Source organism: Kitasatospora sp. NPDC048540 (genome assembly GCF_040651175.1).
Lineage (GTDB): Bacteria > Actinomycetota > Actinomycetes > Streptomycetales > Streptomycetaceae > Kitasatospora.
On record NZ_JBEZIR010000203.1, the window covers coordinates 1 to 10,436 of the forward strand.

Here is a 10,436-nt window from a genome sequence, read left to right on the forward strand (position 1 = left end):
GGTTCATGGTGCCGTCCGGCGTGTGCGAGGGACCGGTCAGGATCTCCTCGGTGGTGCCGGACCGGCACACCGGTCGGTCGGCCCCGGCCCGGATCAGCCATGGCCCGGGTCGGCTCCGGCCCGGGTCAGTCCTCGCCGTAGCGCGGGTCGATCGCGTCCGGGGACTGCCCGAGCAGCTCGGCCACCTGCTCGATCAGGATCTCGTGCACCAGCGCGGCCCGGTCCTCGCGCGACTTCATCCGGATCTCCACCGGACGCCGGTAGACCACGATCCGGCTCCGGCGGCCCGGCGCGGCCGGAATCACCCGCCCGAGCGGCACGCTGTCCGGCTCCCGCTCACCCTCCGCGGGGAGCGGGACCTCCAGGACCGCGAACTCGACCTCCTCCAGCTGCGGCCAGCGCCGCTCCAGCCGCTCTACCGACTCGCGCACGTAGTCGTCGAAGAGCTCGGAGCGGGTGAGCGAGATCGGCACCTGCGGCGGCGCCAGCGGCCCGCGCAGGCCGCGGCCGTGCCGATCACGGTGCCTGGCACGGCTGGGTGGTCCGGCCGGGGACGCCGGAGGCTGGGGTGCGGAGCTGTCCATATCAACGTCGAGCGTAGCTCTTGCCCGACCGGACGTGGACCATTTGCACACCCCGCGTGACGGCGACACACCGCGCCCACCGGGGGAGGGTCGTCGCGGCCCGCTCGGGAGTGCGGTACCGTCCACCCTCGTGAGCTCTGTACGTCGTTGTTCGCGGACCGCGTGCGGCCGTCCGGCCGTGGCCACGCTGACGTACGTCTACGCCGACTCCACGGCCGTCCTCGGACCGCTCGCCACCTACGCCGAACCGCACTGCTACGACCTGTGCGCCGAGCACGCCGAGCGGCTCACCGCACCGCGCGGCTGGGAGGTGGTCCGGCTCGCCGCCGACACCAACCCGCTGCGCCGCAGCAGTGACGACCTGGAGGCGCTGGCCAACGCGGTCCGCGAGGCGGCCCGCCCGCAGGAGCGCCCCGGCGACCGCGACCGAGGGTTGCGGCCGGGCCGGCCCGGCGAGGGCGAGCCAGGCGAGTCCGGGCGCCGCGGCCACCTGCGGGTGCTGCGCTCACCCGACAACTGACCGCCCCCGCCCCGCCGGACGCCGTCCCTCCGGGCCCCCGGCACCGCCGCCGTCACCTGGGCCCCACCAGCTGCGGGTACGCTGCCCTTCGTCCGAGCAGATACACATCAGGAGCGGTCAGGTGCGGGACCTCAAGCAGCTTGTGAAGGCCTACGACGTCCGGGGTGTGGTTCCGGACCAGTGGGACGAGGCTTTGGCCCGCGCGTTCGGCGCGGCGTTCGTCCAGGTGGTGGGTGCCTCCGCGATCGTGGTCGGCCACGACATGCGGCCCTCTTCGCCGGGCCTGACCCGGGCCTTCGCCGAGGGCGCCGCCGGCTACGGCGCGGACGTGGTCGAGATCGGCCTGTGCTCCACCGACCAGCTCTACTACGCCAGCGGCCGCCTCGACCTCCCGGGCGCGATGTTCACCGCCAGCCACAACCCGGCCCAGTACAACGGCATCAAGCTCTGCCGCGCGGGCGCCGCCCCGGTCGGCCAGGACACCGGCCTGGACGAGATCCGCGAACTGGTGGAGTCCTGGCTGGACGAGGACGGCACCGTCACCGTCCCGGCCGTCGACGCCACCACCGGCACCCTGTCCGCCCAAGACACCCTGACCGGCTACGCCGACCACCTGCGCTCGCTGGTCGACCTGACCGCGATCCGCCCGCTGAAGGTCGTCGTCGACGCCGGCAACGGCATGGGCGGCCACACCGTGCCGACCGTCTTCGAGGGCCTGCCGCTGGACCTGGTGCCGATGTACTTCGAGCTGGACGGCACCTTCCCCAACCACGAGGCCAACCCGCTCGACCCGAAGAACCTGGTCGACCTGCAGGCCGAGGTGGTCAAGGCCGGCGCCGACATCGGCCTGGCCTTCGACGGCGACGCCGACCGCTGCTTCGTGGTCGACGAGCGCGGCGAGCCGGTCTCCCCGTCCGCCATCACCGCGCTGGTCGCCGCCCGCGAGATCGCCCGGGCCCGGGCCGCCGGCGAGGACCGGCCGACCGTGATCCACAACCTGATCACGTCCTGGACCGTCGCCGAGGTGGTCGAGGAGCTCGGCGCCGTACCGGTCCGCACCCGGGTCGGCCACTCCTTCATCAAGCAGGAGATGGCCCGCACCGACGCGATCTTCGGCGGCGAGCACTCCGCGCACTACTACTTCCGCGACTTCTGGCGCGCCGACACCGGCATGCTGGCCGCCCTGCACGTGCTCGCCGCCCTCGGCGGCCAGGACGGCACCCTCTCGGAGCTGACCGCCCGCTACGACCGTTACGCGGCCTCCGGCGAGATCAACTCCACCGTCGCCGACCAGCAGGCCCGCACCGCGGCCGTCCGCGCCGCCTACGGCGACCAGCCGGGCGTCACCGTCGACGAGCTGGACGGCCTCACCATCGCCGGCGGCGACTGGTGGTTCAACCTGCGCGCCTCCAACACCGAGCCGCTGCTGCGCCTGAACGTCGAGGCCAAGGACCCCGCCAGGATGGCCGAGCTGCGCGACGCCGTGCTGGCCCTGGTCCGGGCCTGACCTCGCCGCCCCGGCACCGGCCCGCCGAGCAGCGGCCGGATCGCCGAGGCGCCGACCCCGCCGATGCCCCGGCCGGTAGTGTTGCTACCGGTCGGGGCGCCGCCGTACCCGCCCCCCTCTGCACGAAGCTGGAGCCCCACACCATGAGCCTGCCGTCCTCCCTGCTGGAGATCCTGGTCTGCCCGCAGTGCCACGCCCCGCTCGCCGAGAGCGTCCAGGGCGAGGAGCACGAGCTGCGCTGCACCGGCGACAGCTGCGGCCTGGTCTACCCGGTCCGCGACGGCATCCCCGTGCTGCTCCTGGACGAGGCCCGCCGCCCCTCCTGACACCCCGCCCGGTCACCCGCTGGAGGCCAGCCGCATGCTCGACGACTCCCTGCTCGACGACCCGGCCGCCCTGCTGCGCGCCGACCGGCAGCACGCCCTGCTCGCCCTGGCCGGGGCCGGCGCCCGGATCCGGATCGCCCGGCGGCTCGCCGACGCGGCCGGCCTGGCCGCCCTCAACCCCGAGGGCCGGCCCCGGACCACCGTGGTCGCCGGCAGCGGCAGCGCCCTGACCGCCGCCGCGGCCCTCGCCGCCCTGGCGGTGCCCAACTGCCAGGTGCTCCCGCTGCCCCCGGCCGAGGCCCGGGCGGCCGGCCCGGTGTTCACCGCCGGACTGGGCTGGCAGCTGCCCGGCTGGATCGGCCCGCTCGACCTGGTGGTGCTGGCCTCCGTCCAGGGCATCGAGGGCGGCCTGGTCTCGCTCGCCGAGCAGGCGTACGTACGCGGCTGCGCCATCGCGGTGATCGCCCCGGAGAGCAGCCCGCTGGCCGAGGCCGCCCTGCAGGTCCGCGGCCTGCCGCTGCCGTACCCGCCGAGCACGGTCGACGACGGCGACCAGCCGCAGACCGACGAGCCGGACCTGCCCGCCGAGGACCCCGGCGCCCTGTGGGCGTTCCTCGCCCCGCTGCTCGCCCTGGCCGAGAAGACCGGCGTGACCCAGCTGCCGGCCGGCTCGCTGGCCGCCGCCGCCGACCGGCTGGACGAGGTCGCGGTCCGCTGCCGCCCGGACGCCCAGGCGTACACCAACCCGGCCAAGACGCTGGCCGCCCAGCTCTCCGACACCGTCCCGCTGCTGTGGGCCGACGGGCCGGTGACCGGTGCCGCCGCCGACCGGTTCGCGGCGATGCTCGCCGACCGGGCCGGACTGCCCGCGCTGACCGGTCTGCTGCCGCGGGCGCTCACCGCGCACCGCGGCATGTTCGTCGGCCGCCTCGGCGCCGGCGCGGATCCGGACGACTTCTTCCGCGACCGGGTCGAGGAGCCCGAGGCGCTCCAGCTCCAGCTGGTCCTGCTGCGCCGCACCCCGGGCGTCGAGGAACTGGCCGAGGCCGGGCACAGCGTGAGCCGGGCCCGCCGGCTCGCCGACGCCCACGAGGTCCGGCTGACCGAGTACTCCTCCAGCCTTGAGGACCCGCTGCAGGCGCTCGCCGAGCTGGTCGGCCTGACCGACTTCGCCGCCGTCTACCTCGGCCTGGCCGGCCAGGGCCGACCGGATGGCGGCCGGTAGCCGGGCCGCCCACCGCCCCCGCGATAATGTGCGCTCGACAATCCACGGCCGGACCGTTCCGGCCCAGTCGGAGGGACCCGAGCACACCATGAGCACCGAAGGCGGCACCAAGGCACTGGTCGCGGCGCTGTCCGCCAACCTGGCAATCGCGGCCGCCAAGTTCGTGGCCTTCGCGTTCTCCGGCTCGTCCTCGATGCTGGCGGAGGGCGTCCACTCGGTGGCCGACTCCGGCAACCAGGTCCTGCTGCTGATCGGCGGCAAGCGGGCGGCCCGCGAGGCCGACGCCCAGCACCCCTTCGGCTACGGCCGCGAGCGCTACGTCTACGCCTTCCTGGTCGCCGTGGTGCTGTTCAGCGTCGGCGGGCTGTTCGCCTGCTTCGAGGGCTACGAGAAGATCAGCCATCCGCACGAGCTGGACAGCTGGTACTGGCCGGTCGGGGTGCTGGTCTTCGCCATCCTGATGGAGGGCTGGTCGTTCCTGACCGCCTACCGGGAGGCCGTCAAGGACAAGGGCCGCCACGGCTGGACCGCGTACATCCGCCGGGCCAAGGCCCCGGAGCTGCCGGTCGTGCTGCTGGAGGACACCGGCGCCCTGATCGGCCTGGTGCTGGCGCTGCTCGGCGTCGGTCTCACCGTCATCACCGGCGACGGCGTCTGGGACGGCATCGGCACCCTGGCGATCGGCATCCTGCTGGTCGTGATCGCGGTGGTGCTGGCCGTCGAGACCAAGTCCCTCCTGGTCGGCGAGTCCGCCAACCAGGAGGTGGTGGGCCAGATCCGGGACGCCCTGGTCGACCACGACTCGGTCACCGACGTCATCCACATGCGCACCCTGCACGTCGGCCCGGAGGAGCTGCTGGTCGCCGCCAAGATCGGGGTCAACGCGGAGGACAGCGCCGCCCAGATCGCCGAGGCGATCGACCTGGCCGAGGCGCGGGTCCGCCGGGCCGTCCCGATCGCCCGGGCGATCTACCTGGAGCCGGACATCTACAGCGCCGAGAAGGCCGCCGCGGGCCCCGACCCGGAGGCCACCCCGGGCGGCCCCGGCCCGGCCGCGCACTGACCCGAACCTGGTGTGTACGCCCCGGCGCACGGCCCGGTCGGTGTAGATTCGTCCGCAGAGCCAAACGTCGCTGCTGATGGCGGTCGGTCCGCGCGGTGCGTGGGTCGAGGGAGAGAGGTCCTCCGACGGATTGTGCCGCAGCAGAGGGCCCGACCGCGGCCGCTCTGCAGCTCAGCACACCCGTTACCAGGCCCACCGCAGCGAGGAGCCCCACGCATGTCGTCAAACCCCACCGGTGACTTCAAGGTCGCCGACCTCTCCCTGGCCCCGTTCGGCCGCAAGGAGATCCAGCTCGCCGAGCACGAGATGCCCGGCCTGATGTCGATCCGCAAGGAGTACGCGGCCTCCCAGCCGCTGGCCGGCGCCCGCATCACCGGCTCGCTGCACATGACCGTGCAGACCGCCGTGCTGATCGAGACGCTGACCGCGCTCGGCGCCGAGGTCCGCTGGTGCTCCTGCAACATCTTCTCCACCCAGGACCACGCCGCCGCCGCCATCGCGGTCGGCCCCGAGGGCACCCCGGAGAACCCGGCCGGTGTCCCGGTCTTCGCCTGGAAGGGCGAGACCCTGGAGGAGTACTGGTGGTGCACCGAGCAGGCGCTCACCTGGCCCGACGGCCAGACCCCGAACATGATCCTGGACGACGGCGGTGACGCCACCCTCCTGATCCACAAGGGCGTCGAGTTCGAGAAGGCGGGCGAGGCCCCCGCCCCGTCCACCGCGGACAACGAGGAGTACCGCCTCATCCTGGAGGTGCTCAACCGCACCCTCACCGAGTCGCCCAGCAAGTGGACCGAGATCGCCGCCACCATCAAGGGCGTGACCGAGGAGACCACCACCGGCGTCCACCGCCTGTACGAGATGCACCGCGACGGCAAGCTGCTGTTCCCGGCCATCAACGTCAACGACTCGGTCACCAAGTCGAAGTTCGACAACAAGTACGGCTGCCGCCACTCCCTGATCGACGGCATCAACCGCGCCACCGACGTCCTGATCGGCGGCAAGGTCGCCGTCGTCGCCGGCTACGGCGACGTGGGCAAGGGCTGCGCCGAGTCGCTGCGCGGCCAGGGCGCCCGGGTCATCGTCACCGAGATCGACCCGATCTGCGCGCTGCAGGCCGCCATGGACGGCTACCAGGTCGCCACGCTCGAGGACGTCGTCGAGACCGCCGACATCTTCATCACCACGACCGGCAACAAGGACATCATCATGGCCTCCCACATGGCCCGGATGAAGCACCAGGCCATCGTCGGCAACATCGGCCACTTCGACAACGAGATCGACATGGCCGGCCTCGCCCAGCTCCCCGGCGTGGTGAAGACCGAGGTCAAGCCGCAGGTCCACGAGTGGCGCAAGGAGGACGGCCGCACCATCATCGTCCTCTCCGAGGGCCGCCTGCTGAACCTGGGCAACGCGACCGGCCACCCGTCGTTCGTGATGTCCAACTCCTTCGCGAACCAGACCATCGCGCAGATCGAGCTGTTCACCAAGACCGCCCAGTACCCGATCGGCGTCTACGTGCTCCCCAAGCACCTGGACGAGAAGGTCGCCCGCCTCCACCTGGACGCGCTGGGCGTCAAGCTCACCACCCTGACCAAGGAGCAGGCCGACTACATCGGCGTCCCGGTCGAGGGCCCGTACAAGGCGGACCAGTACCGCTACTGATCCGCTACTGATCCGCGCCCGACCGGTGGCCGGCACCCCCACGCGGGGTGCCGGCCACCGGCACGTCCGGGTGCCGCAGCGCCCGGACACCGCTCGGCGCCGCCCGCGTAGGCTTCGGGCCATGCCCAACGGCCGCTACTCGCTCACCGACACCCACGACCACGTCCTGCTGGGCGAGGAACGGTTCAGCTGCGCCCCCGGCCCGGCCGGCTGGCGCTACGTCTCCAAGACGTACGGCCCCGACGGTGCCACCCTGGCCACCACCGACCTCACCCTCGACTCCCGCAGCCGGCCGATGCGCCTGGAACTGCGGGCCGGCGGCTGGCAGGTGCGCGGCGGCGCGGTGGACGGCGTCGCCTGGGTCCGCACCGACGCGGCCGACCCGGCCGGCGGGCAGGCCGCCGAAGGACACGACCGGGCGCACGCCTTCAGCGGCAGCTCACCGGCGTTCCTGATCGCCACCGCCCGGCTGCTGCGGCTGCGCCCCGGCGGCAGCGCTCGGATCCGCCTGGTCGCCTTCACCGACCCGGTCCTCGCCCCGCGCACCGTCGACCAGGGCTGGCAGCTCGAAGCCGTCGAGTCCCACCCGACCGACAGCGGACCGCTGGAGGTCGAGCGCTACCAGGTCGCCGACCTGGCCACCGGCGAACAGCACCTGGTCCACCTGGCCGGCGACGTGGTGCTGGCGGCACCCGGCATCGAGCTGGAGGAACTGGAGTCCCCGCCCAACCGGTGGCCGGCGGAGTACGGCGGCTGAGCCACCGTCAGGCCGGCGGCGCGAACCCGCCCGCCGTGGCCTCGCCCGGCCGGGGCTGCGGTTCGTGCTGGGGCTGGGGCTGAGGCTGCGGGTGGGGCTGTGGAGCCTGCGGGACCGCTGCGACCTGCTGCGGCTGTGCCGGCCGGTGGTACGGCTGACCGGGCGCCGCACCCCAGCGCGGGGCCGCGGCGGTCGCCCGCTCCCACTCCCGGCGCTGCCGCTCGGTCAGCACCGCACCCAGGTACATCGCCGGCATCACCCCGTACGGCACGGGACGGCCGGTGTGCCCGGCCAGGTCGGCCGACAGCCGCTGCGCCATCCCGTGGGCCACCGCGGGGTCGAGCTGGCCGATCCGGCCGAGGTACTGGCGGATCGCCAGCCAGAGCGGCTCGGGTACGGCGGAGAGGTCCATCGCGACCAGATCGGCCCCCAGCGCGTGCAGCACCTGCGGCGGCACCGGCGGCAGCGCGCCGTGGCTCAGCGCGGCCGCGGGCACCCGCTCGCGGACCACCAGCGTCCCGGCGAAGATGTCGCCCAGCCGCCTGCCCTCGGGGGAGATCAGGGAGCTGATCACCGCGGGGGCACCGGCCATCGAGAACTCGACGACCCCGACCAGCCCGCGCACCAGCGCGTGCCGGAACCGCACCGGGCCGCCGTCGGTGCGCACCACCCGGAGCCCGAGCGCCAGCTTGCCGAGCGAACGCCCCTTGGACAGCGTCTCCACCAGCACCGGCAGGACCACCAGGAAGAACACCAGGATCGAGAGCATGATCGCCGCAATCGCGGCCTCGTCGGCGTTGCCCGCCACCGCGATGGCCACCATCGCCGTGACGATCCACCCGATCACCTGGGCCACGGTGTCGATCAGACGGGCCAGCGCCCGGCTGGGCAGCTTCGCGGCCCGCAGCCCCAGGACGACCGCCTCACCTGTCACCAGGTCGCTCACAACACCCACCCGCTCCGTTCGTGGCAACCGGACGGCCCCCAGCCCCCCGTGCTGCATCAGCGCCAAACAGTACGGGGACGCTCCGGTGACGGGAAGACTGGTCCCGCCTCGGGACGGTTGGCCGTCGGCGCGGCCGCTGTCGGTGCGCCTGCTGTCGGTGCGGCCGGTTCGGGGATCACCTGCCGACGGCCCGGCGGCCTCTGGCAAGCTAGGGCCTGTCCGGCGGATCTTGCCGGGCGCGCGACGACGGATCATCCCGACCGGACGCACGCCCGAATCGCCCAAGTACGTCCAGTACGAGGCCGATTCGGGCGCACGCCCGGACGGGCGCCCGACGCCGCGCGCTGATCCGACAAGATCCGCCGGACAGGCCCTAGGCGCACCCGGGCGCCACTCACCACGGCCCGCACCCGCCGTCACCCCGCAGCACTGGAGCGAGCCGCATGGATCTGGACGTCTTCGTCGCCACTCACCAGGCGGAGTGGCAGCGTCTGGAGACCCTCGCCAAGCGGCGCCGCCTCAGCGGGGAGGAGGCCGACGAGCTGATCGCGCTCTACCAGCGCGCCACCAGCCACCTCGCCCAGGTCCAGGCGACCGTGCCCGATCCCGTTCTGGAGGGCCGGCTCACCTCGCTGGTCGCCCGCGGCCGCGGCGCCGTCACCGGCGCCCGGAACTCCTCCTGGCGCGATGTCGGCCGCTTCTTCGCGGTCAGCTTCCCGTCCGCGCTGTACCGGGCCCGGTACTGGTGGATCCCGATCGCGCTGCTCTCGCTGGCCCTCACCGTGGTGATCGCCTGGTGGGTGGCCACCCACCCCGAGGTCCGCGACAGCATCGCGGGCCCGGAGGCCTTCAACGAGCTGACCAAGCCCGGTGGCGAGGCCGAGTCCTACTACTCGGAGCACCCGGCGAGCGCCTTCGCCGCCCAGGTGTGGACCAACAACGCCTGGATCGCGGCCCAGTGCCTGGTCTACGGCGTGATGCTCGGCATCCCGGTGATCCCGGTCCTGCTGGGGAACATCGCGAACCTGGGCGTCGGCATCGGCCTGATGGCGGCGGCCGGCCGGCTCGATCTCTTCCTCGGCCTGCTCATCCCGCACGGCCTGCTGGAACTCACCGCCGTCTTCGTCGCGGCCGGAATGGGCCTGCGCCTCGGCTGGACGATCATCAGCCCCGGCCCGCGCACCCGCCGCACCGCCCTCGCCGAGGAGGGCCGGGCCACCATCGGCATGGCGCTGGGCCTGACGGTGGTCCTGTTCGTCTCCGGCATCCTGGAAGCGTTCGTCACCCCGTCCGGCCTACCGACCTGGGCTCGGATCACGATCGGCGTGGTGGCCGAGGTCCTGTTCCTCCTCTACGCCCTGGTTCTGGGCCGTCGCACCGCCTCCCGTGGGGAGTTCGGCGACATCGAGGAGTCGGACCGCCCCGACCTCCAGCCCGTCGCAGCCTGACCCGCAGAGCTGGTAGGGTCATGATCATCCCTCCAGATCCATTGACGTGGCCCTGGTCGGCTAGTAGGTTTGAACGGTTGGGTCCGACTGGACAACAGTCGGGGCCGGGCGTAGTGTCTACGACACCGCCAAGCCTGGGCATCGCATCCACTCGGATGTTGGCCGGCAAAGCGAAAACCCCTTGTGACTGAGCACTCCGAAGCTTTGATAAGCTTCACTGCGAAGTCGAAGGAAATCCCCCGAGCGGGAATTCAGGGAAATGAAGGCCGGTAAAACGGCCGGAAAACATCTGATAAGCTCGGAACACGAAAGAACGAAGCGCCCGGAGGGCCCGCTGGAAGGCGGTCCGAAGGAAGTGTCCGTTCCTTGAGAACTCAACAGCGTGCCAAAAGTCA

11 protein-coding genes are annotated in these 10,436 nt (G+C 72.9%); 8 read left to right on the forward strand and 3 right to left on the reverse strand.

Annotated elements, in window-relative coordinates; translation table 11 throughout:
• Positions 1–125: 125 nt before the first annotated feature.
• A complete protein-coding gene (locus AB0D08_RS39070) occupies positions 126–584 on the reverse strand; it encodes a metallopeptidase family protein (RefSeq protein WP_055731262.1) in 459 nt (152 codons plus the stop codon).
• A 43-nt stretch (positions 585–627) separates the two neighbouring features.
• On the opposite strand from AB0D08_RS39070, the gene AB0D08_RS39075 reads away from it, so the two are divergent.
• The 7 genes from AB0D08_RS39075 to AB0D08_RS39105 all read left to right on the forward strand — a co-directional run bounded on the left by AB0D08_RS39075 (position 628) and on the right by AB0D08_RS39105 (position 7,647).
• Positions 628–1,104, forward strand: coding sequence for a DUF3499 domain-containing protein (locus tag AB0D08_RS39075; RefSeq protein ID WP_082527134.1), 477 nt, complete (start codon positions 628–630; stop codon positions 1,102–1,104).
• Between the two features lie 121 nt (positions 1,105–1,225).
• Positions 1,226–2,611: a phosphomannomutase/phosphoglucomutase gene (locus AB0D08_RS39080; RefSeq protein ID WP_033824960.1), complete on the forward strand. Its 1,386-nt coding sequence runs from the start codon at positions 1,226–1,228 to the stop codon at positions 2,609–2,611.
• Positions 2,612–2,754: 143 nt separating this feature from the next.
• Positions 2,755–2,937, forward strand: coding sequence for a Trm112 family protein (locus tag AB0D08_RS39085; protein ID WP_033824959.1), 183 nt, complete (start codon positions 2,755–2,757; stop codon positions 2,935–2,937).
• A gap of 34 nt (positions 2,938–2,971) precedes the next feature.
• A complete protein-coding gene (locus AB0D08_RS39090; RefSeq protein WP_033824958.1) occupies positions 2,972–4,162 on the forward strand; it encodes an SIS domain-containing protein in 1,191 nt (396 codons plus the stop codon).
• An 88-nt stretch (positions 4,163–4,250) separates the two neighbouring features.
• Positions 4,251–5,225 (forward strand): cation diffusion facilitator family transporter, encoded by a 975-nt coding sequence (locus tag AB0D08_RS39095; RefSeq protein ID WP_033824957.1) that lies wholly within the window; start codon positions 4,251–4,253, stop codon positions 5,223–5,225.
• Positions 5,226–5,441: 216 nt separating this feature from the next.
• Positions 5,442–6,890: an adenosylhomocysteinase gene (ahcY, locus tag AB0D08_RS39100; RefSeq protein WP_033824956.1), complete on the forward strand. Its 1,449-nt coding sequence runs from the start codon at positions 5,442–5,444 to the stop codon at positions 6,888–6,890.
• 121 nt (positions 6,891–7,011) lie between these two features.
• A complete protein-coding gene (locus AB0D08_RS39105) occupies positions 7,012–7,647 on the forward strand; it encodes a hypothetical protein (protein ID WP_359895098.1) in 636 nt (211 codons plus the stop codon).
• Positions 7,648–7,654: 7 nt separating this feature from the next.
• Here AB0D08_RS39105 and AB0D08_RS39110 read toward each other — a convergent pair whose 3' ends face one another.
• A complete protein-coding gene (locus AB0D08_RS39110; protein WP_033824954.1) occupies positions 7,655–8,593 on the reverse strand; it encodes an RDD family protein in 939 nt (312 codons plus the stop codon).
• A gap of 443 nt (positions 8,594–9,036) precedes the next feature.
• On the opposite strand from AB0D08_RS39110, the gene AB0D08_RS39115 reads away from it, so the two are divergent.
• Positions 9,037–10,041, forward strand: coding sequence for a stage II sporulation protein M (locus AB0D08_RS39115; RefSeq protein ID WP_033824953.1), 1,005 nt, complete (start codon positions 9,037–9,039; stop codon positions 10,039–10,041).
• 214 nt (positions 10,042–10,255) lie between these two features.
• Here AB0D08_RS39115 and AB0D08_RS39120 read toward each other — a convergent pair.
• Positions 10,256–10,436: hypothetical protein (locus AB0D08_RS39120; protein WP_359895101.1), on the reverse strand; the 181-nt coding region annotated here is incomplete at its 5' end.

Bases quoted from the DNA above. Each gene is read 5' to 3' on its own strand.
- AB0D08_RS39090 (WP_033824958.1), top strand. From the start codon at position 2,972: ATGCTCGACGACTCCCTGCTCGACGACCCGGCCGCCCTGCTGCGCGCC.
- AB0D08_RS39085 (WP_033824959.1), top strand. From the start codon at position 2,755: ATGAGCCTGCCGTCCTCCCTGCTGGAGATCCTGGTCTGCCCGCAGTGC.
- ahcY (WP_033824956.1), top strand. From the start codon at position 5,442: ATGTCGTCAAACCCCACCGGTGACTTCAAGGTCGCCGACCTCTCCCTG.
- AB0D08_RS39105 (WP_359895098.1), top strand. From the start codon at position 7,012: ATGCCCAACGGCCGCTACTCGCTCACCGACACCCACGACCACGTCCTG.
- AB0D08_RS39070 (WP_055731262.1), bottom strand. From the start codon at position 584: ATGGACAGCTCCGCACCCCAGCCTCCGGCGTCCCCGGCCGGACCACCC.
- AB0D08_RS39095 (WP_033824957.1), top strand. From the start codon at position 4,251: ATGAGCACCGAAGGCGGCACCAAGGCACTGGTCGCGGCGCTGTCCGCC.
- AB0D08_RS39115 (WP_033824953.1), top strand. From the start codon at position 9,037: ATGGATCTGGACGTCTTCGTCGCCACTCACCAGGCGGAGTGGCAGCGT.